Origin of the sequence: Winogradskyella vidalii, from assembly GCF_013403955.1 — a bacterium.
Taxonomy (GTDB): domain Bacteria; phylum Bacteroidota; class Bacteroidia; order Flavobacteriales; family Flavobacteriaceae; genus Winogradskyella; species Winogradskyella vidalii.
The window spans coordinates 348646-373390 of sequence record NZ_JABFDG010000001.1; the positions used below are offsets into that span (position 1 = coordinate 348646).

Annotated in this window: 21 protein-coding genes; 13 read left to right on the forward strand and 8 right to left on the reverse strand. The window is 33.7% G+C overall.

Going from position 1 to position 24745, the window contains the following annotated elements; translation table 11 throughout:
• Positions 1–73: 73 nt before the first annotated feature.
• Positions 74–1291: a BaiN/RdsA family NAD(P)/FAD-dependent oxidoreductase gene (locus tag HM982_RS01355; protein WP_179351325.1), complete on the forward strand. Its 1218-nt coding sequence runs from the start codon at positions 74–76 to the stop codon at positions 1289–1291.
• Here the strand turns inward: HM982_RS01355 and HM982_RS01360 are convergent.
• Positions 1258–3537, reverse strand: coding sequence for a hybrid sensor histidine kinase/response regulator (locus HM982_RS01360; protein WP_179351326.1), 2280 nt, complete (start codon positions 3535–3537; stop codon positions 1258–1260). The genes HM982_RS01355 and HM982_RS01360 overlap by 34 nt on opposite strands.
• Before the next feature lie 188 nt (positions 3538–3725).
• On the opposite strand from HM982_RS01360, the gene HM982_RS01365 reads away from it, so the two are divergent.
• The 4 genes from HM982_RS01365 (at position 3726) to HM982_RS01380 (ending at position 7331) form a co-directional block, all read left to right on the forward strand.
• Complete coding sequence (locus HM982_RS01365; protein ID WP_179351327.1) at positions 3726–4259, forward strand: DUF1697 domain-containing protein; 534 nt, start codon at positions 3726–3728, stop codon at positions 4257–4259.
• Between the two features lie 6 nt (positions 4260–4265).
• A complete protein-coding gene (locus tag HM982_RS01370; RefSeq protein WP_179351328.1) occupies positions 4266–5378 on the forward strand; it encodes a diphosphomevalonate/mevalonate 3,5-bisphosphate decarboxylase family protein in 1113 nt (370 codons plus the stop codon).
• A 40-nt stretch (positions 5379–5418) separates the two neighbouring features.
• A complete protein-coding gene (locus HM982_RS01375) occupies positions 5419–6348 on the forward strand; it encodes a mevalonate kinase family protein (protein WP_179351329.1) in 930 nt (309 codons plus the stop codon).
• A gap of 80 nt (positions 6349–6428) precedes the next feature.
• Entirely contained in the window at positions 6429–7331 is a 903-nt protein-coding gene (locus tag HM982_RS01380; protein ID WP_179351330.1) for a geranylgeranylglycerol-phosphate geranylgeranyltransferase, read from the forward strand.
• Between the two features lie 167 nt (positions 7332–7498).
• On the opposite strand, the gene HM982_RS01385 is transcribed toward HM982_RS01380, so the two are convergent.
• The 4 genes from HM982_RS01385 to HM982_RS01400 are packed head-to-tail and all read right to left on the reverse strand — an operon-like array spanning position 7499 to position 12167.
• Positions 7499–8281 (reverse strand): hypothetical protein, encoded by a 783-nt coding sequence (locus HM982_RS01385; protein WP_179351331.1) that lies wholly within the window; start codon positions 8279–8281, stop codon positions 7499–7501.
• Between the two features lie 27 nt (positions 8282–8308).
• Positions 8309–9058, reverse strand: a complete 750-nt coding sequence (locus tag HM982_RS01390; protein ID WP_179351332.1) for an MIP/aquaporin family protein — start codon at positions 9056–9058, stop codon at positions 8309–8311.
• Between the two features lie 25 nt (positions 9059–9083).
• Positions 9084–10580, reverse strand: coding sequence for a glycerol kinase GlpK (gene glpK / locus HM982_RS01395; RefSeq protein ID WP_179351333.1), 1497 nt, complete (start codon positions 10578–10580; stop codon positions 9084–9086).
• Positions 10581–10607: 27 nt separating this feature from the next.
• Positions 10608–12167: a glycerol-3-phosphate dehydrogenase/oxidase gene (locus HM982_RS01400; RefSeq protein WP_179351334.1), complete on the reverse strand. Its 1560-nt coding sequence runs from the start codon at positions 12165–12167 to the stop codon at positions 10608–10610.
• 301 nt (positions 12168–12468) lie between these two features.
• Between HM982_RS01400 and HM982_RS01405 the strand changes: the two genes are divergently transcribed.
• On the forward strand, positions 12469–13236 hold the full coding sequence (locus HM982_RS01405; RefSeq protein WP_179351335.1) for a DeoR/GlpR family DNA-binding transcription regulator: 768 nt from the start codon (positions 12469–12471) through the stop codon (positions 13234–13236).
• A 243-nt stretch (positions 13237–13479) separates the two neighbouring features.
• Positions 13480–14322, forward strand: coding sequence for a pseudouridine synthase (locus HM982_RS01410; protein ID WP_179351336.1), 843 nt, complete (start codon positions 13480–13482; stop codon positions 14320–14322).
• A 12-nt stretch (positions 14323–14334) separates the two neighbouring features.
• Here the strand turns inward: HM982_RS01410 and HM982_RS01415 are convergent, their stop codons facing one another.
• The gene (locus HM982_RS01415) at positions 14335–15141 is read right to left on the reverse strand and encodes an AraC family transcriptional regulator (protein ID WP_179351337.1); all 807 of its coding nucleotides are present in this window, start codon (positions 15139–15141) and stop codon (positions 14335–14337) included.
• A gap of 200 nt (positions 15142–15341) precedes the next feature.
• On the opposite strand from HM982_RS01415, the gene HM982_RS01420 reads away from it, so the two are divergent.
• Complete coding sequence (locus tag HM982_RS01420) at positions 15342–16847, forward strand: succinate CoA transferase (protein WP_179351338.1); 1506 nt, start codon at positions 15342–15344, stop codon at positions 16845–16847.
• Positions 16848–16961: 114 nt separating this feature from the next.
• On the opposite strand, the gene HM982_RS01425 is transcribed toward HM982_RS01420, so the two are convergent.
• Positions 16962–17672: a membrane or secreted protein gene (locus HM982_RS01425; protein WP_179351339.1), complete on the reverse strand. Its 711-nt coding sequence runs from the start codon at positions 17670–17672 to the stop codon at positions 16962–16964.
• 129 nt (positions 17673–17801) lie between these two features.
• Positions 17802–18569, reverse strand: a complete 768-nt coding sequence (locus HM982_RS01430) for a T9SS type A sorting domain-containing protein (protein WP_179351340.1) — start codon at positions 18567–18569, stop codon at positions 17802–17804.
• Positions 18570–19111: 542 nt separating this feature from the next.
• On the opposite strand from HM982_RS01430, the gene HM982_RS01435 reads away from it, so the two are divergent.
• The 5 genes from HM982_RS01435 to HM982_RS01455 all read left to right on the forward strand — a co-directional run bounded on the left by HM982_RS01435 (position 19112) and on the right by HM982_RS01455 (position 24695).
• On the forward strand, positions 19112–20545 hold the full coding sequence (locus HM982_RS01435) for a type III PLP-dependent enzyme domain-containing protein (protein WP_179351341.1): 1434 nt from the start codon (positions 19112–19114) through the stop codon (positions 20543–20545).
• Positions 20546–20876: 331 nt separating this feature from the next.
• A complete protein-coding gene (speB, locus tag HM982_RS01440; RefSeq protein WP_218849751.1) occupies positions 20877–21824 on the forward strand; it encodes an agmatinase in 948 nt (315 codons plus the stop codon).
• Positions 21814–22791 carry a deoxyhypusine synthase family protein gene (locus HM982_RS01445; RefSeq protein WP_179351342.1) on the forward strand — a complete coding sequence of 326 codons (978 nt, stop codon included), beginning with the start codon at positions 21814–21816 and terminating at the stop codon, positions 22789–22791. The genes speB and HM982_RS01445 overlap by 11 nt, the downstream gene beginning before the upstream one ends.
• Positions 22791–24323, forward strand: a complete 1533-nt coding sequence (locus HM982_RS01450; protein WP_179351343.1) for a carbon-nitrogen hydrolase family protein — start codon at positions 22791–22793, stop codon at positions 24321–24323. The genes HM982_RS01445 and HM982_RS01450 overlap by 1 nt, the downstream gene beginning before the upstream one ends.
• Before the next feature lie 45 nt (positions 24324–24368).
• Positions 24369–24695, forward strand: coding sequence for a hypothetical protein (locus HM982_RS01455; protein WP_179351344.1), 327 nt, complete (start codon positions 24369–24371; stop codon positions 24693–24695).
• Positions 24696–24745: the final 50 nt, after the last annotated feature.

Here is a 24745-nt window from a genome sequence, read left to right on the forward strand (position 1 = left end):
ACTTTCAGTCAAAGTAGTATTTGGTGTTAAATAACACAAATAAATAATCACAAAATCTTCTTAAGATAATAGTTTGAATACACAAAAAGATATTATAATTATTGGTGGTGGAGCTGCCGGTTTTTTTGCTGCCATTAACATCGCAGAACAGCATCCTGAATTATCGGTTGCGATTTTAGAACGCGGCAAAGAAGGATTACAAAAAGTGAAAATTTCTGGTGGTGGACGCTGTAATGTGACACATGCTGAATTTATACCATCAGAGTTAGTATTAAATTATCCAAGAGGAGAAAAAGAACTCTTAGGGCCTTTTCATACGTTTATGACAGGTGATACTATTACGTGGTTTGAAGAACGTGGAGTGGAATTAAAAATAGAAGAGGATGGGAGAATGTTTCCGGTTTCAAATTCATCGCAAACGATTATTGATTGTTTTTTGAATGAAGCAGAAAAACACAAAGTTGAGGTGCTTTATAATCATTCCGTAAAGTCAATTCAGGCCTTAGAAAATAGCTTTACTATTGAAACTTCTCAAGGTGATTTTCAATCCAAAAAATTATTAGTTGCTACAGGTAGTAATCCTAAAATCTGGAATTTATTAGAAGATTTAGGCCATACTATTATTCAACCCGTTCCGTCATTATTTACATTTGATATTAAAGACAAGCGTATTAAAGATATTCCAGGAGTCGTCGCAAAACATGTCGACATAAAAGTTATTGGAACTGATTTAGAATCTAATGGTCCAGTGTTAATTACACACGTGGGCATGAGTGCGCCAGCGATTTTAAAACTATCGGCATTCGGAGCTGTAGAATTGGCGAAATTGAATTATAATTTTAAAATTGAAATTAATTTTATTCAATTAGATTTTGAAACATGTCTAGATCAACTCAAAAATTTCAAACAAGAATTTGCTAAAAAGACGGTGTTTAATTCGGCGCAGTTCGACTTGCCAAAACGCCTTTGGAAATCACTAGTTTCTGCTTCAACTATTAAAGAAACCGAACGTTGGGCAGATATCAATAAACAACAATTAGAAGCCTTAGCAGGTCAACTGACAACAGCTGTTTTTCAAGTCACAGGGAAAAGTACCTTTAAAGATGAGTTTGTTACTGCAGGTGGCGTCGATTTAAAAGAGGTTAACTTTAAAACGTTTGAAAGTAAACGTATTCCTAATCTTTATTTTGCAGGAGAAGTTATGAATGTCGATGCGATTACAGGGGGGTTTAATTTTCAGAATGCTTGGACAGGTGCCTATATTGCTTCTGCATCAATAATGTTAAATTGATTTGGATTAGTGCTATATGAGGTTACAATGGCCTTGAAATCTTCAAAAAGATAAGGTTTTGTAATGATTTGATTAATGCCAGCCGTGTCAGCTTTTGTAGAGATTTCAGAAGAATTTAAGGCTGTGAGGGCTAAGATAGGTATGTTTGGGTTAAACATTCTGATGTGTTTGGTAACTTCATAACCGTCCATATCTGGCATGTTAATATCCATTAAAATCATATCAAAGTCCTTTTCTTTGACAATAGATATTGCTTCTTTGCCATTTGAAATGGTCTGACAACTATACCCTTCTATTTTTTCAATATTTTTTTTAGTAATTAATAAGTTAATTTTGTTGTCGTCCACGACTAAAACATGATGGTCTCTTTGTGGTAAAATTGCGGGTTTTATTTGGTTTTCTGTGGAGATTGAAAGTTGAAATGTAATTTCAAAGAAAAAACAAGTCCCTTTATTAGGTGTAGAAACAAAATCAATATCCGAATTATGACTTTTTAATAGGGTCTTTACAATATATAATCCAAGACCAGAGCCACTACTATTTTTATTTAAAAAAGCTTTGTTTTCAAAGGCACTAAAAACAATAGGTCGATGCTCTTCCTTAATACCAATACCAGTGTCTTTAACTTCAAAACGTAATGTAATCTCATTGCCATTTCTGCTTTTTTCAAATACATTAATCGTAATATGGCCTTCTTTAGTGTATCTAATAGCGTTATAGGCTAAGTTGATTAGGATTTGACTAAATGCAACCTTATCAACTAAGATGCATTCGTTTTCGTCAGAATCATCTATGTGAACATTAACATCCAGGCCTTTATCTCTAGCAGCTATTGTTACTGTATTTATAACATAGTTAACAATTTTCTTAATTTTATCAGGCTTTAATCGTAAGTTTTTGTTTTCAAACTTTAGTCGGTTTGCTTGCAGAATGTTATCTATTAAAATAGATAAATAGTTGCTAGAAGATATTAATGAGTCTAAATAGGATTGTTTTTTATTAGGGTCATTTTCCTGATCAATTAACGTCGCTAAACCACTGATGCCATATATAGGTGTTCGTAATTCATGACTCAGTATAGAGAAGAACTCTAATCGATCTTTATCAATAGAAATAAGTTTAGCGTTAGAGGCTGTTAAAGCATTATTTATTACAGCAACATTTCGCTTTGCTTTAAAATAAAAATAACAAAAACTCAATGTTATTAATAATAAACCGGTCGTAATAATTGTGCTAATCAAGAAAACCTGAGAGCTTTTTGCATCTTTAATCTGTAGTTCTTTTGCAAGTTCTAACTTTTGTTCTGCATTAATAATTTTAAAGACTAAATCACCATTCCTAATGTTTTTATTTTCGATTTGATTTAAAGCATAGTACTTATACTTGTCGGATTTTAAAATATATTTGTTTGCAGAATCTAGATCTTTCTTTGCATCTGTATAATATAAAAACTTGTAATAGTTGAAGGTGGCTAGCTTTCGAGAAGAGTTTATGTTGGTCTGGAATGAAGCTTTTAATTCGTCTTCATTTATAGCAAATAAAAGTTTATAATTATCAGGGTTCGTTTGATTCTGTTTTACATGTGCTATAGCGTTGTAATACTTAAATGATTGTATAAGGTTCTGCTTTAAATTTTTAGGATGATAATCTATAGAATTAGTTAAGCTCTCAAAGTCGGTAGCTTCTATAGCTTTTAATCCATCAGTAGAAATCTCTAATAAACTTTCATTTTTAAAATCGTAATAATCCCTTTTGAGTTTGTTTTCAAGATTAATAAAATAAATTTCACTGTTTAATGCCTTTGATAATTTTTGTGCTTTGGGGTAAATACTATCAAATTTATTGAAATTTTTGTCTTCTGTATAGGTGTGTATTAATCCAGAAAGTGCACGGTCACGTCCTTTGTTATCGTCTAAGGAATCATATATTTTATAAGCTCTAAAATGATAGTTTTCTGCTTGTTTAAAATTGGACATTTTAGCAAAAACATCAGCTAAACCGTTATATGATTTGGCCTCAGCAGATTTTAAATTGTGCTTTTTAGAAAAACTGATAGTTTCATTAAGTAGAATTGTAGCTTGATAAAGGCTATCCTTACTAACTAGTAAATCTAGTTTAGAACTATCAAAGTTAAAAGACGTATTGTTTTCCTTTGTTAGAAGTAATTCCTGGGCGTTTAAATTAAGCCCTGTGATAATTAAACATGCTAACAAAATAATAACAGCGTTCGATTTGGGTAGACACATGAAATTAGAATATTAAAGGGTAAAACTACACTTTTTTCAAAAACAAATGTTGTTTTAACGTATTTATTTGCTTTTTGTAGATGTTTTATTTGCTTTTATGGATTTTCTACGGCTTTTTTTGTGAATAAAGGATTTTCAATCTATCATTGAATTTGAAAATATTAGATTTAAATTTTAAAGTTTTTTTCATGCATATATACATCGCGCTTTTAAGAGGTATTAATGTTGGTGGGCGTAATAAGGTTCCTATGGTGGAGCTAAGGGCCTTATTAACTGAGGCAGGCTTAGATAATGTAACAACCTATATACAAAGCGGAAATGTTTTTTTTCAATCTTTAAATAAAGATACTAAAGCTTTAGAGGAGTTAATTCATAATTCTATTTTAAGTCATTTTGGTCTTAATCTCCCTATTTTAGTTAAAACTAGAAATCAATTATCTAAAATTTTTAATGATTCGCCTTTTGAAGACTATAAGAAGGTAGAAAGTTATTTTGTAATACTTAATAAAGTACCTTGTAAAAAATTAGTTTTAGAAGCGGTTAAAAAAACATACCCTGAGGATGAGTACCATATTATTAATGACTGCATTTATTTATACTGTAAGAAGGGTTATGGCCGTTCAAAATTTAATCTTAGTTATTTTGAAACAAAATTGAAGGTTAATGCAACGGCTAGAAACTATAAAACTATGGTAAAACTATTATCTTTGTCAGATATTTAATAGGCAATGATAGTACAAGACTTTATTCTTAAATCTTATAATTCTAATATACAAAGTGGATCTGTAAAGTGGGAGTCACCAAGCAATATCGCTTTAGTGAAATATTGGGGGAAAAAGGAACATCAAATTCCTGAAAATCCATCCATTAGTTTTACACTTTCAGATTGTAAAACGATTACAGAAATATCATTTATTAAAAAAGACCTTTCCACTGCGCTCAATGAGACACCAGATTTTAGTTTTGATATATATTTTGAAGGTGAAAAAAATGAAGCTTTCAAGCCAAAGATTCAGACTTTTTTTAAGCGCATAGATATCTATATGCCATTTTTAAAAGATTACCATTTTAAAATTGAAACCTCAAATACTTTTCCGCATAGCTCAGGTATTGCGTCTTCTGCATCAGGAATGAGCGCCATTGCGCTGTGTTTAATGAGTATAGAGCAAAAACTCAGAGACGAGCAGAATGATAGTGATGCATTTCAAACATATTTTAGGCAAAAAGCATCTTTTCTAGCAAGATTAGGCTCCGGAAGTGCTTGTAGAAGTGTAGAAGGCGAACTTGTTGTGTGGGGAGAAAATGAAAGTATTTCTGAAAGTTCAGATTTATATGGTGTGAAATTTGAAGGCGAAGTACATTCAAATTTTAAAAATTACCAAGACACTATATTGTTAGTCGATAAAGGTGAAAAACAGGTGAGTAGTACCGTTGGTCATCAATTAATGTATGGTCATCCATTTGCGAAAGAGCGTTTTGTTCAAGCACATGATAATTTAGCAAAATTGAAAGTGATTTTGGCCTCTGGCAATTTAAATGAGTTTATAAAAATTGTTGAAAGTGAAGCTTTAACGCTTCACGCCATGATGATGACGAGCATGCCTTATTTTATTTTGATGAAACCTAATACATTAGAAATTATTAATAAGATTTGGGCATACAGATTAAAAACCAATTCTAAAGTTTGTTTTACCTTAGATGCCGGAGCAAATGTTCATGTCTTGTATCCTGAAAGTGAAAAGGAATCGATTATCGAATTTATTAAGCGTGAATTGGTTAGCTATTGTCAAAACGGGCATTATATTTGTGATCAAATTGGACTCGGTGCCAACCAAATATAATTTTAATACGTATATTTGTTAAAGAAATTGCTTTAATTACATGAAAGGACCATTATTTTATTCTAAGATTCTATTATTTGGGGAGTATGGAATTATTAAAGATTCTAAAGGCTTGTCTATTCCATATAATTTTTATAATGGTGCACTTAAAGTAGATGAAAATCCTGACCAACTGGCTCAAGAATCTAATGCAAGTTTAAAGCGATATGTTACGTATTTAAAAGGTTTAGATAAAGCATTAGTCACTTTTAATATTGATGCTCTACAAAAAAATGTAGATGCAGGCATGTATTTTGACTCTTCTATTCCGCAAGGCTATGGCGTAGGAAGTAGTGGTGCTTTAGTAGCTGCTATTTACGATAAATATGCGATTGATAAAATTACGGTTTTAGAGAATTTAACCCGAGAAAAATTATTAAAGTTAAAAGCAATTTTCTCTGAAATGGAATCGTTTTTCCATGGAAAATCTTCTGGCTTAGACCCTTTAAATAGTTATTTAAGTCTTCCAATTTTAATAAACTCCAAAGATAATATTGAAGCAACAGGTATTCCGTCTCAAAAAACAGAAGGTAAAGGTGCTGTGTTTTTATTAGATAGTGGTATTGTTGGCGAAACGGCACCAATGGTGAGTATTTTTATGGAAAACATGAAAAACGAAGGGTTTCGCAGTATGCTTAAAGACCAATTTATTAAACATACTGATGCTTGTGTTGATGACTTTTTAAAAGGTGATATAAAATCCCTGTTTAAAAACACCAAACAATTATCTAAGATTGTGCTTAATAATTTTAAGCCAATGATTCCTGCTCAATTCCATGACTTATGGAAAAATGGCTTGGAGACTAACGATTACTATCTTAAGCTTTGCGGCTCTGGTGGTGGTGGTTATATTTTAGGTTTTACCGAAAATATTGATCGCGCTAAAGAAGCCTTAAAAGGTCAGAAGTTAGAGGTGGTTTACAGCTTCTAGTTCGTATTACTTAGCTATTTTTTATCCTTATCCTTTTGTTTAACTGGTAATATTTTAGAATTTCACCAAAGTTTAAGCTTATGTTATCAAGACGGCAGAAACACATTCTTCTTAAATTTTTCAGCTTGTTTTCTGTGGTGCGAGGTTATAATATTCTGGTCGTTGTTATTGCGCAATATTTAGCTTCGGTTTATATTTTTGCTCACCACATGCCTGTTAAATCTGTATTGTTAGATCTTAATCTTTTAATGCTTGTATTGGCTTCTTCTGCGACAATTGCATCAGGTTATATTATTAATAACTTCTATGATTCTGAAAAAGATTTAATCAACAAGCCAAGAAAAACAATGTTGGATCGTTTAGTGAGTCAGAATACAAAGCTGTCATTTTATTTTGTACTCAATTTTGTAGCTGTTGTATTTGCTAGCTATGTGTCTTTTAAAGCCGTTATCTTTTTTGCGATTTATATTTTTGCCATTTGGATTTATTCCCATCGTTTAAAGAAGTTACCATTAGTTGGTAATGTAGTTTCAGCGATATTAACGGTTACTCCATTTTTTGTCATTTTTATTTATTATCAAAATTTTGAGAAAGTAGTTTTTGCGCATGGTATATTTTTGTTTTTATTGATTTCTATGCGCGAATTGACAAAGGATTTAGAGAATATAAAAGGCGATTTAGCATTAAACTATAGAACAATTCCTGTGGTTTATGGCGAAAAAATGTCTAAACTAATGTTAGCTATTGTTGTTGTGCTTACGGTGATTTCAGCGCTTGTACTTATCTTCTTTTTTAAGATTGGTCATATGTATTACTTCTTTTATCTCAGTATTTTTCTGCTATTAATTTACCTGATTATCTTATTAAAATCAAATAAGAAAACACATTACCTCATACTTCATAATATTTTAAAATTTATCATTGTTACAGGAGTATTTTCTATTTTGCTAATTGATGTTTCAATAGTTTTAAATAGAATTTAGATCTATGAATTGGGGGTTGATTAAAATGGAATAAGCACCACTAAAAGGTGTTTTTTATTTTGAAGTTAATTTCTAAACGCTTTAAGGTGGATTCAAATAAAATACCCTATGGTTTCAGGAAGCCCGAAACATAGGGTATTATAATCACAAATTATACTGCAATAAGCTTAAAACAAGCTAACCGCTAGTTGTATTCTTGCTATTCTTTGTGAAGGATTCCACATTGTCGTAGCAGCTACAGGGATGCTTAAATCAGAAAATTTAAGCGTTTTTGTAGCGGTTAAACCGACATTTACAAAATCGAAATTTTGTTCACCATCACCATACAAGTGCGTGTCTCCGTTTAATGAAAAAGCAGCACCTGCAAAAGCATTTAAATTAACTTTTGACTCTCTAATAATAGGATAAGATGCTTCCACATAAGTAGAGTAACGTTGTTCTCTATCGCCATCATCATTTAATTGCGAATCGCCACTTCCAAACAATAGTACATCAGCTTCTAATCTTAAAGGGAATTTTTCTGAAAACGTATAAGACGTTCTCAAATCTAGTAAGTGTGTGCTGGTGTTTTTGTCATAATCCCATATATCAGGATTTTCTACGCTTCTAGTATTAAATAAATCCCAAAGTGCAATTGAAAAGCCGTTATCAGCATATTGTACATAGTAATTTATTTCTTTGTAAGAGGTGCCATCGCTATCATTAGAAAACGCCATTCCTCCCCAGAACCCTGTAGTAAAACTGCCTTTTTCATTTAAGTTTAATTTTGAAAAAACAGCTGCCATTGGTTTGTCTGTGATAACCAAACCTCTCCAAAGGTGGTTTGTTTTTAAGTCTAAATTAAAATCAATAGGACTGTCTTTCAATTCAGTTTTTTCTAATTCAGTGTCTTGGGCTTGGCCCATTTGCACTGTAATTAGTGCTACGAATACTATTAATAATTTTTTCATTTTTATTGTTGTTATATGAAGGGAATATTACTTTATAGCCATATATAAAAAGGATGCAATTAAAGCTCCAATGATAGGCCCTACAATTGGAATCCAAGAGTAGCTCCAATCACTTTTACCTTTTACCGGTAGTATGGCATGCATAAGTCTTGGTCCTAAATCCCTTGCAGGATTAATAGCATAACCAGTTGTACCACCTAATGCTAAACCAATAACCCATACCGTAAATGCTACAGGAATTGCACCAATTGAACCTAGACCCATTACAGCTTCAGGATTTGTTTCTACGCCTAAGTCAAGTCCTAAGTCTAAACTAGGTCCAGTGATATAAAATATTACGAATATCAAAACAAAGGTTCCTATAATCTCACTTGTTAAATTTGAGAGCGTATTTCTAATCGCTGGTCCTGTACAGAAGCAAGCTAATTTACCTTCTTCATCATCTGTGATTTTAAAGTGGTCTTTATAAACTAACCATACAAAAAATGCACCTAACATAGCGCCAATCATTTCACCGGCAAGGTATTCAGGGACTACAGCCCATGAAAGGTCGCCTGTTGTAGCTAATGCTACAGTTACGGCCGGATTTAAGTGGGCACCACTATATGGACCTGCTATAATTACGCCGAGAAATACACCTAAGGCCCAACTCGTGGTGATTTCAATCCATCCCGACCCATGACCTTTTGTGCCTTTTAATACGGCATTTGCAACAACACCATTACCACATATAATGAGGATCATGGTGCCTAATATTTCTGCTAATAATATTGACATGATTTTTGGTTTTTATGGTTGTTAGTTATTCTTCAATCCAGTTTTGAGCACACTTAACTGCTTTATGCCAGTAATGCAGCAGGTTGTCTACTTTTTCCTGAGGGGCTTCAGGATAAAACTCTTTGTCAATTACCCATTGTGATTGGATGTCGTCTATACTATCCCAATAACCAACCGCTAAACCGGCTAAATACGCAGCACCCATAACTGTTGTTTCTAAGGTTTTAGGTCTTATGATTTTAAATCCGAATAAATCAGACTGAATCTGCATCAACAAGTCACTTGCTGCTGCACCACCATCAACTCTAAGTTCAACACTTTCATTTCCAGCATCCGCTTCCATAGCTTTAACGATATCGTAAACTTGAAAAGCAATACCTTCTAGTGTTGCACGTGCTATATGTGCATCGGTTGTTCCACGAGTAATTCCTAACATAGCACCACGAGCATATTGGTCCCAATAAGGAGCGCCTAAGCCTGTTAATGCAGGTACAAAGTACACGCCTCCATTATCTTCAGCCATTTCTGCTAAGTGATTAATTCCTGGGGCAGTTCTTACCATTCTCGCACCATCACGTAACCACTGTATTGCAGCTCCTCCAACAAAGACACTACCTTCTAGTGCGTAAGTGGTTTTTCCGTTTATTTTCCAAGCTACAGTAGTTAATAAATTGTTTTTAGAATAAACAGCTTCTTCTCCTGTGTTCATTAATAAGAAACATCCTGTGCCATAAGTATTTTTAACCATTCCTGGTTTTGTACACATCTGCCCAAATAATGCAGCTTGTTGATCACCTGCAATACCTGCAATTGGTATTTTTGTTGAGAATAATGTTGTGGCTGTAGTTCCGTATACTTCACTACTTTCTTTAACCTCAGGAAGCATTGATTTAGGAATATTGAAAAGTTCTAGTAATTCGTCATCCCAGGCCATATCGTGAATGTTATACAGCATAGTTCTGCTGGCATTTGATACGTCTGTAATAAACATTTTTCCTCTAGTAAGTTTCCAGATAAGCCAAGAATCTACTGTACCGAAACATAATTTTCCTGCTTCAGCTTTTTCTCTTGCGCCTTCTACATTGTCTAGAATCCATTTTAATTTAGTTGCTGAGAAATAAGCGTCAATAATTAAACCTGTTTTCTTTTTAATTAAATCAATATGACCTGCGTCTTTTAATTCGTCACAGTATCTTGCTGTTCTTCTATCTTGCCATACGATAGCATTGTGAATAGGTTCGCTAGTTTCACGATCCCATACCACTACGGTTTCTCTTTGGTTTGTAATACCAATAGCAGCAATTGATTCGCCATTGATGCCGTGCTGCGCTATAACTTCGGCAGCTACTGAAATTTGAGATGACCAAATTGCATTTGGGTCATGTTCTACCCATCCTGGTTTAGGGAAAATTTGTTCAAAAGGTTTTTGAGAAACTTTTACGATTTCTCCACTGTGATTAAACAAGATAGCTCGAGATGATGTAGTACCTTGATCTAATGCTAAAATTAGTTTGTCTTTCATTGCAGTCTAGTTATTTAAAGTTGTTGTTTATAATATATAATTAGAGGTAACCTCTTTATATTCTTTTACTTGTTGAGCTTGCCAAGCGTCATCTTTACCTAATTCTTTTGCCATTATTTTAGCAACCTCAGGCGCCATTTCAATACTCTCCTTTGCATTTAATAATTGGCAACGTACTCTTCTGGCTAGGAAATCTTCAATGTTTAGTGCCATTTCATTTCTTACGGCCCACACAACTTGTGCTTGTATAACTCCCATAGAGTCGCTTAGAGATTTGTCCCATCCGTTTTCTTTAGATAATTTTAATACCTTTTCTTCATCGCTACCATAGAAATACAAGGGGTCATTATGGTTAATGTTTTCTTTATAACCGTGTATTTTTAAATGCTTTGTTTTGGTAGCAATATGTTTCCAATCTTGGTTTTTCTCGGCGGTATCTACTAGGTCTTCGCCCATTTTTCTGAAGGTCGTCCATTTGCCACCAACTATTGTTAATAACCCAGAGTCAGCAGTGTAAATTTTGTGGCTTCTTGATATTTCTTTAGTTTTGTTTCCTTTCGCTTTAGGTGCAGCTAAAGGACGTAAACCTGCAAATACACTTAATACATCGCTTCTTTTAGGTTGTTTTGTTAAATAACGGCTTGCCGTACTTAAAATAAATCCAATCTCTTCTTCAAGTGCTACAGGTTCTAAAGATTCTTTTTCTAAAGGTGTGTCAGTTGTTCCTACAATAACGCGGTTGTGCCATGGCACTAAGAATAATACACGTCCATCATCTGTTTTAGGTATGGTAATAGCATCATCTCCAGGTAAAAAGGATTTGTCTAGCATTAAGTGAACACCTTGACTTGGTGCTATTGTTTTGTCGGCTCCAGGTTTGTCCATTCGTAATACATCGTCAGCAAATACACCTGTAGCATTAACTACTTGTTTTCCTTTTATTTCGAAAGTGCTTCCATCTGTTTCGTCAAGAACTTTTACGCCTGTAACTTTTCCTTTTTCGTCTTTAGTTAGGTCTTCAACAGAACAGTAATTAGCAACTAAAGCACCGAGTTCAACAGCGCTCTGAAGTACGTTTATAGCCATACGAGAGTCATCAAATTGACCATCGTAATAAACAACACCAGCAGAAATTTTATCTGGATTAATAAGTGAAATGCGTTTTAAGGTTTTGGATTTAGAAATACGTTTTGAGCGCCCTAAGCTTAGTTTTCCAGCTAATAAATCGTAAAAAGTTAAGCCTACGGTGTAGAGTATTTCGTCGTATAAACCATGTGTGGGTATTATAAAGGATTGTGTTTTAGTAATGTGTGGTGCGTTTTTAAGCATTAAGCCTCGTTCAACCACGGCTTCTCTTACTAGGCCAACATCACCTTGTGCTAGGTACCTAACCCCTCCGTGTAATAATTTTGTTGCTTTACTTGATGTGGACTTTGTAAAATCAGATTTTTCAAGTAGTGCTACTGAGTATCCTCTTGCGGACGCTTCGAGCGCAATGCCAATTCCAGTTGCGCCTCCTCCTATAATTACGAAATCATAAGTTTTTGAATCACTTCTTAACTTATTGATCATTTTGTTTCTGTCCATGATTGTTTGGGTTAATTTGTAGTTATTTTTTTGTTATTTTTCTTTTCGAATATAAAACTACAACAAAACGAAACCAAAAAAAAAGTTTTTTATTGTTATTTTTAGTTTTTTTTGAATTTAAGGTGTCATTTTCGTAATATTCGCTTGATTTAATTCAGTGATTAGGATTTTTTTACGGTTTATTTTTTTAAATAGATAATATTAGGTTTCGTTTTGTTTTTTAAAACGAAGAAATATTTGCTGTTTCAGTGTAAGAATAATGGCTATAATCTTTATTTTTGTGTGAACGGAATATTATAAGATGAATATTGTAGATCGCCATAAACGTATTATTAGGAAATTAAATGCAGATGGATTTGTGACAGTCAGTAATTTAAGTGAAGAATTTAATGTCTCTTTAGTTACAATTAGAAAAGACCTTAAACTTCTTGAAGAAAAAAAGCTATTGTTTCGTTCTCACGGTAAAGCAATTCCTGTAAATCCATATATTACAGAGAACCCTGTAAAAATAAAAGAGAAGATAAATGCGCCCGAAAAGAATAAAATAGCAATAGCAGCTGCTAAAACTTTAGAACCGCATGATAGTATCATAATTGCATCTGGAACATCAGTGATTGAGTTTGCTAGGTGTATAAAACCTGTACAAGGATTGACCGTGTTAACAGCTTCTTTAAATACAGCTATAATTTTAGCTAAAAATAAAGAGATTGATGTAATGCAGTTAGGTGGTATGGTCAGACGAAGTTCGGCCTCTGTTGTTGGGCCAATTGGAGAAAAAATGTTAGCCGAGTTTACGTTTACTAAATTATTTTTAGGCGTCGATGGTATTGATTTAGATTATGGGCTTACAACAACTAATTTAATGGAGGCATCTTTAAATAAAGAGATGATTAATTCTTCGCAAAAGATTATTGTTTTGGCGGATTCTTCAAAATTCAATAAAAAAGGCTTTGGTAGAATTTGCGAGCTAGATAAAGTAGATCAAATTATAACCGATTCTGGTATCGATGAAAAAACGAAAAGTAGATTGTTTGAATTGGGTGTTGAGTTGACGATTGTTGACCTGTAAAATTCAATCATCATTTGGGTTTTATTGGTGTCTTTTGTTTTATTAACTCGTTTACGTCTAAGACGTTCAGTATTCTTTTATACGCATGAAACCATTATAATAGTCAAACAACTTATCTAATTAAGTAAAAGATGCTAAGGATTGTTATACCTTTGTAGCATTATTTATTAAAATAGCTTATATTTTATAAATTAGTGATTATAATAACAATTAAAACGACTCCCTTATTCTCGGGAATATATTATGAGCAGAAATCAAGATAGCAAAGGAAAAGGAAAAACTTCAGGAAGAGGAAATGCTAATAGTAAGACTAAGAGTTTTGCTAGAGGAAACGCTCCTTTTAAAAAGAAAACACAATCAGACAAAAAAGCATCTAAACCAGATGAAATTCGCTTAAATAAATACATCGGGAATTCCGGTGTTTGTTCACGTCGCGAGGCAGATGAAAATATTGCTATAGGTTTGGTTACGGTTAATGGAAAAGTGGTTACCGAAATGGGGTACAAAGTTAAACGTACAGATGAAGTTAAGTTTGATGGTAGACGTATTGCACCAGAGCCTAGTGTTTATGTATTATTAAATAAGCCTAAAGGATTTGCAACAACAACAGCTGAGGGCAAAGGCAGAACGGTTATGGATTTGGTAGCCAATGCCACAAATGCGAGTATAAAACCAATAGGTCGCTTAGGGAGAAATTCTCTAGGTTTATTGTTGTTTACTAATGACGATAAAGTGAGGCAAAAGTTCACCAATTCTAAAAGTGGAGTATCACGATTGTTTCAAGTAGAACTCGATAAGAATCTAAAATTTGAAGATTTAAAAAAGATACAAGACGGATTTAAAGTCGAAGGAAAATTAATTACCGTTGAAGAGATTAGCTATATTCAAGGCGAATCTAAAAATCAAGTTGGAATTAAGATTAAAAATACTGGAAACACGATTCTACGTACCATTTTTGATGAACTTAATTATGATCTTGTAAAAATAGATTGTGTTGCTATTGGGCATTTAACTAAAAAAGATATTCCTCGTGGTCACTGGAAGCATTTAACAGAACAAGAATTGAATACTTTAAAAATGCTTTAGTATTTGTTTGATTTAAGATTTTAAATAAACCCCTTTAGCTTTTCTATAAGCTGAGGGTCGTTTTCCCATAATTTTTCTAAAAGTATCACTAAAGGTTGGTAAACTATTATAGCCCACCCGATTTGCTATTTCCGAAATGTTATAGTCGGAATTCATTAGGTATTCCAAAGATTTAAATATTCTCAATTTAGTGTAATACTTAATAAATGACATACCTACGTCTTTCTTAAATAAACGGTACAATGATTTATCGGTCATACTAAATTTTGATGCTAGTTGCGGTAATAAATGTTCTTGATGAATTTTATTATTAAGATAGTTGATGATAATAATTAGTCGGTTATCCGTAGGATGCGGCAATTCAAAATGTAAAGACTTAGATACGGCTTGTTCTAAAAGCGCCTTAAACGCAAATGCGATAGCGTAATTGTTTGTTTGTAATTTTGTAATATCTCCATTCCAGTTTTTTGTAAATAATAATAATTCCATTAGTAAGTTGTTGATAGGATAAATACCTTCTTTTAGAAAAAAAATTGAAGCATTAGATGGCATAGGGAAGTACAGATTTCTCATTATCACTTTTGGTGAGTTAGGATAAATAGCATGCCTTGTTTTGGGAGGAATCCACATATAATGCCGTGCTGGTAGATAGTAAGTGTTGTTTTTAGTTTTAATATGTACTACGCCGCCTTCAGTATACAAAAACTGACCTTTGTTATGGCTATGTGATTCAATGAATTTTTCACCCATTAAATTGTGGTAACAAAAGATGCTATCTGGAATTTTATCAACCTCCGTTAAATAGTATTTTGTGTCCATAATATTTGCAATTTTAACTCCAATAGTTGCTATTTTATCTTTTGTGTCCTAAATTAATAAATTAATGTCTTATTTAAATAAAAAGACATTAAATAACTTATATAAATTGCTTTTCGCTTTTATTGGAAAATACATTAGAAACTAAACCAGTAATTTAATAGTGATTTTTTTCACTTATAATTTATAAAATAATAAGGACTATGCAGAGAGTTAAGTATTCAGCTTATTTAGATAAAATTCAGAGCCCAGAAAAGGCTGCTTTATTAATTAAAAATCATGATATATTAGGCGTTAGTGGTTTTACTAAAGCGGGAGATAGTAAGGCGGTTTTACCACAAGTAGCCAAACGTGCACTCTTTGAAGATTTAAAAGTTACTGTAATGAGTGGTGCTTCTTTAGGGTATAATACCGATGCTGATTTAGCAAAAAATGGCGCCTTATATAAAAGAATGCCGTTTCAAGCAGACCCGACTTTAAGAAAAAGTATTAATAATCACGAGGTACTCTATGTGGATCAACATTTAGGGCAAACGGCAGATATGTTTCAGAAAATTGATCAATTTAAAATTGATATTGCCATTATTGAAGCGGTATCTATAACGGAAGAAGGCTATATTGTGCCGACAACCTCTATTGGTAATTCGCCTATTTTTGCTGAAAATGCAGATAAAATTATTATCGAAATCAATACGACTTTCCCTGAGAGTCTTAAAGGAATTCACGATGTCAAATTGCTTAAAAAACAACCGAATCGTGAGGTTATTCCGGTGTTAGAGTCAGATACTAGAATTGGTGATCCTTTTATTAAAATTAATCCAGATAAAGTAGCCGCAATTGTTTATACAGAATTGCCTGATAGTCCTGCTGTAATTGCAGCTCCAGACGAAAAAACTAAAGCAATTTCTGAACATATTCTTAAGTTTTTAGAAAAAGAAGTTGAAGAAGGGCGTTTAACAGAATCACTTTTACCTTTACAAGCAGGTATCGGAAAAACAGCGAATGCTATTTTATCTGGTTTTACGAATAGTAAGTTTAAAAATTTAACGATGTACTCAGAGGTACTTCAAGATAGCACTTTTGAGCTCTTTGATTCTGGAAAATTATTATTTGCCTCAGCATCGTCAATGACTGTAACAGAAGGCTGTTCTAAAAAAGTGTTTAGTAATTTTGAAGCCTATAAAGACAAGCTGCTATTAAGACCTCAGAATATTAGTAATGCGGCTGAAGTAATTAGTCGTTTGGGGGTTATAGGAATTAACACTGCCATTGAAGTTGATATTTATGGAAATGTAAACTCCACACATATTGCAGGGACTAAGATGATGAACGGTATTGGTGGTTCTGGTGATTTTGCTAGAAACGGTTACCTGAGTATTTTTGCTTGTCCTTCCATGTCTAAAGAAGGTCGTATTTCGCATGTTGTTCCTATGGTGTCTCATACGGATCACAGTGAACACGATGTAGATATTTTGGTTACGGAACAAGGTTTGGCTGACCTTAGAGGTTTAGCACCTGTAGAAAGGGCTAAGGTTGTTATTGAAAACTGTGCACATCCAGAATATAAAGCGCAACTTTTAGACTATTTTGAAGAGGCTTATAAGTTGGGTGGCCATACACCTCATATTCTCGCAAAAGCCTTTGCTTGGCACATGAAGCTTAAGTCAGATGGTACTATGAAAGAACAGGCACTTGTCTGCAATGAGTAATAATTTGCTTAAATGTTTACTGCAAAATTAGAGTTAGGTGCAACCGAATGATTTTGTTACGCTTTTCCATTTAAGTTAAAGCATAAAATCTAATAGATTGAGGTCTAGTAGACTTTATTTACGAATTTGCCATATTTCATAAATAGGGTCTCCTTTACTAGACAAGCCAGAGTGATGCCACTCGTCATCCATACGCTCATAATTAAAATCTAAGCTTGCTCCGACTCTAGAATCATCTTTTGAAAAGAATTCAATATGCTCTATGTATTCACCATTTAAAGTAGTGTAGGTTCCGCCACCAGTAGCCATAAATTGTTTGGTTTCGGTATTGTAAGCAATCCATTGAAAGCGCGTTCCAGATAAAATTTTCATGGTTTTTCGTGGTCGGTTTGTATCTCGCGATTGAATTTTACCATCACGTTTTCTGCCAGACATTAACCAAGCACCTTGTAGTTCTCCAGGTGTGCCATCATCAATTTTAGTCATTTTTAAATTAGAGTTGGTGATATCAAGTGTTTTTTCAGTCGCAATAATTTGAGAACGTTCTTCAGTGCCTACACGTTCCGAATTCTCAGTGTCAAATTCTACGGTTTGTGTTAATGTGTCCGCTTGTAGTTTCCAAGAACCGCCTTCTGTACTAATAAATTTTCCAGTAGTTGTATTATAAATGCTTACAACTTGGTAACCCTCGGTAAATATAAAGACAGTTCTATGTTTGTCACCAGTTTTAGTAGTCGTATAAGCTTCCCAAGCACCTAAAATACTTTGTGCTTCGGCATCAAAGAACAGGCAGGTAATGATAAATAATGCAAATATCTTTTTCATAATTTTATAAACTTAATGCAGTATTCAATTTCGAGGTCAAAGTAACAATGACCCAAATGACCCAAAAGAGTAAAACATTAAAGTTAGTAAATAAATCACAGATATAAGCTTAACCAACATTTCTGAAACCTATTTTTTAATGAATTTCAAAGTTTGGGTATCCGTTTGAATAAAGTATAATCCTTTAGTAAGGGATTCAATATTAATTAAATTATTTTTTGAAGTTCTGCCGGTCGCTACCTTTTTTCCAACCATATTAAAAATCTCGTAACTTAAATCCTTTGTCAGCCCTAAAATTTGAATGTTGCGCTCTGCAGGATTAGGAAATAGGGTAAATTTATCTTTTGCAAACTGTTCGGTATTCAAGCCATCACTTTCTGTTAATTCTATATTATCAATATAGCCATCGTTATTGCTACCTTGGTTACGCTCAGAGATTAAAGTGATTTTGATTGTCCTAGTGCCTACAGGAGCTAACCGTGTATCAGAAAATAAGACCCATTCATCAGTAGTGGTATTTACGCCAGTGTCATAAGTCTCTAATACGAAACCCTCTGTATCTATATAATCGACTATAACTCTACCTTCATCTGCGGGTGTTTGTGGCCATGAATGCAAATAACAACTAAATGTGTAATATTGATTTCCACCATCGATTGTCGTGCTATTGTAAGAGACATCGATATCCTGAAATAATTCAGCACTACTATTAGCGCCAGCAAAAAAATAGGCTAGCCCATCTTGCGGTAAAGGTGATTCCGTTCGTTGTTGCCAATCACCTGTGATTTGAGTCCATCCGTTTTCAGTAAATGGACTAATTTCTGCATTTCCATTTTCTATCAAATTTTGACTAAAACCAAAAGTAGGAACTAATAAGAAATATAAATAATAAGTCATTTTTTTCATAGTCTGTAATATTGTAAAATATGTAATAAGCTCTAATATATAGTTGTTAGGCTTGCTTTTAATAAAAGGTGTATTGTTGGTGTGTAAATATGTGTAATTGGAATTAAATTCGTGTGCGTTTAATATAATAAATACAGTTTTTATACTTCGTTTTAAGACCTTGGTGAGTTTTATGTTTATGGAAATCAATATATTAAAAATAGCAAAAAAATATTTTTCGTATTAAAAAAAAAGATATATTTACCGCGAAATTGGTGCCTATCTAACAAGATAATAAAACCAATTTTAGCTGAACAATTGAAACATGTTTATATGTTCGGGCGCTTGAAAATTAGGAAGTCATATTCAAGAGCAGCTTATAGATTAAGTAACCGAATTTTAGAGCTAACTTCCGCTTCTGCGATAGCTGCTAGTCAGCACATTTATGGTTTTGTACCTACAACACAAAACCAGATTCAGGTATGATATAACGTAACCTTAACAAAGTTTGCACTTATATTTTTTATTTTATACTTGAATTTTTAATACACAACATGAACAATAAATACATTGATCTCATCGATCAATCCTTTCACTTTCCTCAAAACGAATTTAAACTTGAGGATAAAGCGTTGCATTTTCACGATATCGACTTAATGAAGTTGGTGGAAACCTATGGCGCACCTTTAAAATTTACCTACTTGCCACAAATTTCTAATAATATACAGCGTGCTAAAACGTGGTTTGCTGATGCGTTTAAAAAACACGATTATAAAGGAAAATACAACTATTGCTATTGCACTAAGAGTTCGCATTTTAAGCATGTTTTAGATGAAGCCTTAACGAATGATATTCATATTGAAACCTCTTCAGCTTTCGATATCGATATTGTAAGAGCACTTAAAAAAGAAGGCAAAATAACAAATGACACTTATGTATTAAGTAACGGTTTTAAACGCGAACAATACATTTCTAATATCGCTGATTTAATTAACGATGGTCATAAAAATGCCATTCCAATTATCGATAACTATGAAGAAATCGACTTATTGTCTCAAGAGATAAACGGCAAGTTCCAAGTGGGGATAAGAATTGCTTCTGAAGAAGAACCAAAGTTTGAATTTTATACCTCACGTTTAGGTATAGGGTACAAAAATATTGTACCATTTTATAAAGCTCAAATTCAGGAAAACAAGAATGTTGAACTTAAAATGTTACACTTTTTTATCAATACAGGGATTAGAGATAATGCCTATTATTGGAATGAATTACATAAGTGCTTAAAGGTTTATACAGCTTTAAAGAAAATATGTCCAAGTTTAGATAGTTTAAATATTGGCGGTGGGTTTCCTATAAAGAACTCATTGGCTTTCGATTTTGATTATGCCTATATGGTCGATGAAATTGTAAATCAGATAAAGTTAGTTTGTGAGGAAGAAGCGGTAGATACACCAAATATTTTTACAGAATTCGGAAGTTTTACAGTAGGCGAAAGTGGTGGAGCTATTTACAAGATTCTCTATCAAAAACAACAAAACGATCGTGAAAAATGGAACATGATTAATTCATCATTCATTACAACTTTACCAGATACCTGGGCAATTAATAAGCGTTTTATAATGTTGCCAATTAACCGTTGGCACGATAGCTATGAGCGTGTATTGTTAGGAGGTCTAACTTGTGATAGTGACGATTATTATAACAGCGAGCAACACACTAATGCCATTTATTTGCCAAAATACAACAAGGATAAAGATTTGTACATTGGCTTTTTTAACACGGGCGCTTATCAAGAAACCATAGGTGGTTTTGGTGGCTTGCAACACTGTTTAATTCCAACGCCTAAACACCTTTTAATCCAAAAAGATGCGGATGGAAACCTAAATACTAGAGTTTTTGCAGAGCAACAGAAGAGTGAAAACTTGTTGGGTATTTTAGGGTATGGTTCTAGAGATAAGAAAGAAGAATTAAAAGTTAAAAATGAATAACGATTGTCGGGTTGAGCGCAGTCGAAACCTAGTTAGTAAAGAATTAAATCCTTAAACTGCGCACAAGAAGACAATTAAAAATATTAATGTTTAAAAATTTATAAAAAATTCCCTTACATAGATTCTCCCCTTGAGGATCATTGAAATGAAAATATATTTTCATTGACGATACTGAGCGAAGCTCATTAGGGGTGTTTTAAAACAAAACAAAGTATAACCATTAACAAGATTCCTGCCTTCGCAGGAAGTAAAGATGAAACATCAAACAACAAATTTCAAATTAAAAAAACTGCTTTAAAGATGTTCTATGTGACCTAAACATAAAATAAAAATGACACACATAAAAACAAAAACATACGCTGGAATCCCAGAAGATTTAGCAAAATTAGAAACGGCTAAAATTGTATTAATTCCTGTACCTTATGATGGTACAAGCACTTGGCAAAAAGGCGCTGATAAAGGCCCTGATGCATTTTTAGATGCTTCAGAAAATATGGAGCTTTATGATATTGAAACAGATTCTGAAGTGTACCAACAAGGTGTATTCCTGGCCAATGCTGTAACCGAAAATGCCTCACCAGAAGCGATGGTGGAAGCGGTGCACCAAGCCACTAAAAAATATATAAAAAAGAACAAATTCGTAACCATTTTTGGCGGTGAACATTCGGTATCAATCGGAACCATTAGAGCGTTCAATGAAATGTTTGAAGATTTAACCGTGCTTCACATAGATGCGCATGCCGATTTACGCGAAAGCTACGAAGGATCTACGTGCAACCATGCTTGTGCTGTATATGAAGCGAGTCAAACCACCAACTTAATTCAAGTTGGAATTCGTTCCATGGATAGTATTGAAAAAACCGTTATGGACGAAGATAAAACCTACTTTGCTCACCAAATGGCTATGGATGATAGTTGGATGGATGCAGCAATTGACCAGATGACGGAGAATGTATTTATCACTTTCGATTTAGATGCCTTCGACCCTTCAATTATGCCAAGCACCGGAACACCAGAACCAGGAGGCTTGCTATATTATGAAACTTTGGAATTCTTAAAACAAGTATTCGAAGAAAAGAATGTGGTTGGTTTTGATATTGTAGAATTATGTCCGAATGAAAACGATAAGTCTTCTGATTTCTTAGCAGCCAAATTATATTACAAAATGTTGAGCTATAAATTTCTAAATCAAAATAGTGATGATGATTTTGAAAGTAATTTCTACGACAACACAAAAGGATTAAATAAATTTTCAAAAAATAACGATGATGAGTACTAGTAAAGGAGAAATTTCAAAATTTATAGAAAAATATTATTTACACTTTAATTCCGCAGCTTTAGTAGATGCCGCAAAGGGTTATGAAGCGCAACTTAATTCGGGCGCAAAGATGTTAGTGTCCTTAGCAGGAGCCATGAGTACGGCAGAATTGGGTAAGATTTTTGCTGAAATGATCCGTCAAGATAAGGTGCAAATTGTGTCTTGTACTGGTGCTAATTTAGAAGAAGATATCATGAATTTGGTCGCACATTCGCATTACAAACGTGTACCAAATTATAGAGATTTAACGCCTCAAGACGAATGGGATTTGTTAGAGAAAGGACTTAATCGTGTCACAGATACCTGTATTCCAGAAGAGGAAGCGTTTAGAAGAATCCAAGAACATATCGTTAAAATTTGGAAAGACGCTGAAGCAAAAGGAGAACGCTATTTACCACATGAATACATGTACAAATTATTATTGTCTGGTGTTTTAGAAGCGCATTATGAAATAGATTTAAAGGATTCTTGGATGTATGCGGCGGCCGAAAAAAACCTACCAATTGTTTGCCCAGGTTGGGAAGACAGTACTATGGGGAACATCTTTGCAAGTTACGTGCTTAAAGGGGAGTTAAAAGCAAGTACCATGAAATCTGGGATTGAATACATGACCTTTTTAGCCGATTGGTACACAGATAATTCTGAAAATGGGATTGGATTCTTTCAAATTGGTGGTGGTATTGCTGGTGATTTTCCAATTTGTGTAGTGCCAATGCTATACCAAGATATGGAGCGTCCCGAAACACCATTTTGGAGTTATTTCTGCCAAATTAGTGATAGTACTACAAGTTATGGATCGTACTCAGGCGCAGTGCCAAATGAGAAAATTACTTGGGGAAAGCTTGATATTGACACACCTAAATTCATCATTGAAAGTGATGCGACTATTGTGGCGCCTTTAATATTTGCTTATCTTTTAGATATGTAATGGAAGAGCATAAAATTGAAAATATAGAATTAAGTTATCTAACGGTTGGTGATTTTGAAGAATTAAAATCAGCAACCTTAGAAGCTTATGGTGGTGTTTTAAATTCTTACTGGAAGAAAGACCACATTGCACGTTTAACCTCTATTTTTTCGGAAGGTCAGGTGGTAATTCGTATCGATGGTCAATTGGCGGGTTGTGCGTTATCTTTAATCGTGGATTACGATAAAATTGATGATAACCATACATACGCTGACATTATTGAAGGCGATAAATTTAAAAATCACGATCCAGAAGGCGATGTGTTATATGGTATTGATGTGTTTATTAAACCAGAATTTAGAGGGTTGAGATTAGGGCGTCGTCTATATGATTACCGAAAGGAATTATGTGAAAACCTAAACTTAAAAGGTATTGTTTTTGGTGGTAGAATGCCCAATTATCATAAGTATAAGGATCACTATTCACCAAAAGAATATATTCAGAAAGTAAAGCATAAGGAAATTCATGATCCGGTGTTAAATTTTCAAACCTCGAATGATTTTCATCCGATAAGAATTATCAAAGGTTATTTAGAAGGTGACACAGCCTCTAGTGAATATGCGGTGTTGATGGAGTGGGATAATATTTATTATACCAAACCTAGTAAAAAAGCGAGCAGTGTTAAAACGGTTGTGCGTTTAGGGTTGATTCAGTGGCAAATGCGTCCTTATAACGGTTTAGATGATTTGATGCAGCAGGTAGAATATTTTGTAGATAGCGTCTCAGCTTACCGTTCCGATTTTGCGGTGTTTCCAGAGTTTTTTAACGCCCCATTAATGGCAAAGTACAATCACATGCACGAGCCTCAAGCGATTCGGGAATTGGCTAGTTATACGCAAACCATTGTTGAGAAAATGCAGCAGTTATCTATTTCATACAATATCAATATTATTACTGGAAGCATGCCTGAAGTGGTCGATGATATCTTATATAATGTAGGCTATTTATGCCGAAGAGATGGGAGTTTAGAACGCTACGAGAAAATTCATGTCACCCCAGATGAAGCCAAAGTTTGGGGAATGCAACGTGGTCATCAACTGAAAACTTTTGAAACAGATGCTGGTAAAATAGGAATTTTAATCTGTTACGATTCTGAGTTTCCTGAATTGTCAAGGTTGTTAGCCGATGAAGGCATGGACATATTATTTGTCCCATTTTTAACCGATACGCAGAATGGTTATTCGCGCGTAAGGTTGTGTGCACAGGCGCGTGCCATTGAAAACGAATGTTATGTGGCTATAGCTGGAAGTGTAGGGAATTTACCTAATGTGAATAACATGGACATCCAATATGCGCAGTCAGCAGTCTTTACACCTTGTGATTTTGCCTTTCCAAGTAATGGTATAAAAGCAGAAACCACAGCAAATACAGAAATGATATTAGTGGCCGATGTAGATTTAGGACTGTTGAGAGAACTACATTCCTTTGGTGCGGTAAAAAATTTAAAAGATCGAAGAAAAGATGTTTATGATGTTATTCGAGTAATTAAATAAGCCTTATATTTAAAAAAAATTTAGCTCCAGAAATAATATTAAAGCATGAAACCAAAAGACGCACATTTAAAACGAGTTATAGTTGATTTCAAAAAATTGACACCAGAAATTTTAGCACTTTTAGTAGAAAAATACCCAGATGGCTATGATGACGGCCAAATTGTATCGTTTAAGAATGCTAAAAATGAAATTGTAGAAGCTGTAGAAGTAACGACAGAAGATACCAAGTATTTGGTGAAAGTGAGTACGAAACTAGAGCAAACTATGGAAAATTATGACGAAGAGGATTATGAAGATTTTGAAGATGATGATCCAGATGCAGTTGTTGATCCAGAGTTAGAGCCTGGTGCTGAAGATGAAGATTTCTCTTAAGAACACATCTTCTTAAGGTGTTTTATTGTTACTATTTAGCTATGCTTACC

Bases quoted from the DNA above. Each gene is read 5' to 3' on its own strand.
- HM982_RS01435 (WP_179351341.1), top strand. From the start codon at position 19,112: ATGAACAATAAATACATTGATCTCATCGATCAATCCTTTCACTTTCCT.
- HM982_RS01390 (WP_179351332.1), bottom strand. From the start codon at position 9,058: ATGTCAATATTATTAGCAGAAATATTAGGCACCATGATCCTCATTATA.
- HM982_RS01410 (WP_179351336.1), top strand. From the start codon at position 13,480: ATGAGCAGAAATCAAGATAGCAAAGGAAAAGGAAAAACTTCAGGAAGA.
- HM982_RS01425 (WP_179351339.1), bottom strand. From the start codon at position 17,672: ATGAAAAAGATATTTGCATTATTTATCATTACCTGCCTGTTCTTTGAT.
- HM982_RS01400 (WP_179351334.1), bottom strand. From the start codon at position 12,167: ATGGACAGAAACAAAATGATCAATAAGTTAAGAAGTGATTCAAAAACT.
- HM982_RS01380 (WP_179351330.1), top strand. From the start codon at position 6,429: ATGTTATCAAGACGGCAGAAACACATTCTTCTTAAATTTTTCAGCTTG.
- HM982_RS01360 (WP_179351326.1), bottom strand. From the start codon at position 3,537: ATGTGTCTACCCAAATCGAACGCTGTTATTATTTTGTTAGCATGTTTA.
- speB (WP_218849751.1), top strand. From the start codon at position 20,877: ATGACACACATAAAAACAAAAACATACGCTGGAATCCCAGAAGATTTA.
- HM982_RS01450 (WP_179351343.1), top strand. From the start codon at position 22,791: ATGGAAGAGCATAAAATTGAAAATATAGAATTAAGTTATCTAACGGTT.
- HM982_RS01415 (WP_179351337.1), bottom strand. From the start codon at position 15,141: ATGGACACAAAATACTATTTAACGGAGGTTGATAAAATTCCAGATAGC.
- HM982_RS01375 (WP_179351329.1), top strand. From the start codon at position 5,419: ATGAAAGGACCATTATTTTATTCTAAGATTCTATTATTTGGGGAGTAT.
- HM982_RS01445 (WP_179351342.1), top strand. From the start codon at position 21,814: ATGAGTACTAGTAAAGGAGAAATTTCAAAATTTATAGAAAAATATTAT.
- HM982_RS01455 (WP_179351344.1), top strand. From the start codon at position 24,369: ATGAAACCAAAAGACGCACATTTAAAACGAGTTATAGTTGATTTCAAA.
- HM982_RS01385 (WP_179351331.1), bottom strand. From the start codon at position 8,281: ATGAAAAAATTATTAATAGTATTCGTAGCACTAATTACAGTGCAAATG.
- HM982_RS01430 (WP_179351340.1), bottom strand. From the start codon at position 18,569: ATGACTTATTATTTATATTTCTTATTAGTTCCTACTTTTGGTTTTAGT.
- HM982_RS01365 (WP_179351327.1), top strand. From the start codon at position 3,726: ATGCATATATACATCGCGCTTTTAAGAGGTATTAATGTTGGTGGGCGT.
- HM982_RS01370 (WP_179351328.1), top strand. From the start codon at position 4,266: ATGATAGTACAAGACTTTATTCTTAAATCTTATAATTCTAATATACAA.
- HM982_RS01420 (WP_179351338.1), top strand. From the start codon at position 15,342: ATGCAGAGAGTTAAGTATTCAGCTTATTTAGATAAAATTCAGAGCCCA.
- HM982_RS01405 (WP_179351335.1), top strand. From the start codon at position 12,469: ATGAATATTGTAGATCGCCATAAACGTATTATTAGGAAATTAAATGCA.
- glpK (WP_179351333.1), bottom strand. From the start codon at position 10,580: ATGAAAGACAAACTAATTTTAGCATTAGATCAAGGTACTACATCATCT.